This is a genomic window from Maribacter sp., assembly GCF_049667165.1.
Lineage (GTDB): Bacteria > Bacteroidota > Bacteroidia > Flavobacteriales > Flavobacteriaceae > Maribacter_A.
In genome coordinates, this window is sequence record NZ_JBATHS010000093.1 from 1 (window position 1) to 1,843 (window position 1,843).

The 1,843-nt window shown below is 43.0% G+C and carries 2 protein-coding genes; both read right to left on the reverse strand.

Annotation, left to right across the window (positions count from 1 at the left end):
- On the reverse strand, positions 1-692 hold a 692-nt coding region (locus WBM98_RS05115; protein WP_424364953.1), incomplete at its 3' end, for a creatininase family protein.
- On the reverse strand, positions 689-1,843 hold a 1,155-nt coding region (locus WBM98_RS05120; protein ID WP_424364954.1), incomplete at its 5' end, for a hypothetical protein. The genes WBM98_RS05120 and WBM98_RS05115, both read right to left, overlap by 4 nt.

Genomic DNA, 1,843 nt, shown 5'->3' on the forward strand with positions numbered 1-1,843 from the left:
GTGGCCTTGGTAGCATCTCCCATAACCCCACTTTCCGATATCTTATGGGTGTGCACATACCAACTTACACTTAAATCATCGTCAAAGTCTAAATAGGAACTGCCAAATTTCAAGGTTGCATTGACGGCCTTATCCATTTGAACGCTATCTGGGCGAATGGCCAAGGTAGTACTGGTTTCCAACTCCCCAGCATGTATGTCATTTGGTGTTTCAATAAGTTTCAACAAAACCGAATCACTGGTTTCCCCCGTATCGACGCAAACGAAAATATTGGTGTCCCGTGTTATCATTTGTGCCGCATAACTCAAAGTGGGTGCATTATCACCGTGTCCATTAAGGATGATGATTTTCTTGACCCCGTTTTTGGCCAAGCTCATACCCAGATCATAAACGAATTTAGACAGTGCATCATTGGTAACACTTAAGGTACCCTTAAAATCATCATGGTGAAAAGAAACCCCGAAAGGAATAGTGGGCAATACCAGGGGTTTTGGGTCCTGACAGGCCTCGGCCACTTTGTATGCCATATATTTGGCATCATAATAATCCACATCGACCGGTAAATGAGGTCCGTGCTGCTCAATCGCCCCGCATGGCAAAATAACCGTATCAACAGTTTTCAAATATTCCTCAATCTCGGGCCAGGTAAACTCTTCCCATAGAAAACCAGTTTTTTTATTCGTTGTATTCATAATTTTTTTTTTAGAAAATAAGGTGTTTCAAAATCCTCTTTTTGTGGGGTAAAGGTATGCCAATTTCGTTCAAGCAACTGCACTACCCCATCTGCGTCCTTTGCTAAAATTTCAAACAAAGGTCTTCGAATATGAAGGGGCAGGTCACGCATCATACTTCGTTCATTATCGAAACGTAGTTTTAAGATTTCAGGATGGGGCTTGGCCATTCTGAGGCTATGCTCGTTCTTTTCGATCAACCCTTTACCAACTAACAGGTAGTATAAATGGGAGGCATCGCTTCCGATTTGTTTGACACTTCGGGCCGACAGCGCCTTTAACCCTTTTTCAATCTGAGCGTCGGTATACCCACATCGTTTAGGGTCTTCATCAAGTACTTTCAGCATACCAATGATCCGTCGGCATTTTTCACAATTGCCACAGGGCAACATTCTTCCATTTTCTTCATGCGCGGCATGACAGGATACTTGCTGGGCCTGTAATTCGGGATAACGTTTTACCAACACCTTCAAAATCAGCAACTCGGAGAGACTTCGCAATATGGAATATTGATAGATGTTCCACCCTTTCTTGTTATAATATCGGGACAGCGCATTATCGAAATATTTGCTTTGGTCGTATAGTGAATTATAATGGGTCATTCCCTCGTAATTGCCCTTTACCGTAGAATCATACTCATTTCCGATGAGTACATTTCCGATATGGCGTTTACGAACGATGGGCAGGGCTCCAAAAAGGAAAACCGCTACCGTCCAAAGTCGAATGGGATACATATCGGCACGGATATGCTGAAAGTTATCTTTTATAAAAGGCATCTGCTTCGCCATCCAGTTAAAGATACGATCACTATTGCACCAAGGCTTTGCGGTATTCGGTTCGGTGGCCTTATAATATTTGTGCGAGTTGATCGCTGTAAACCAATGCCGGCCAGCTTCATTTATGAATATAGGATGGGCCTCCCCTATTTCCTTGATTATACCATAGGTCAAAAGACTATCCTTGCCACCGCTACTCAAGATCGCATAGGAATTCAAATCGGTTTCACCTGATTTCCTTTCGAGTTTCAGCTGGGCAAAATCCGAATTGGTGAATACGATTTTGGCAGCGGTATAACGCTCCATTTTTTCAGGTTTTATCGCATCGAAAGGAGG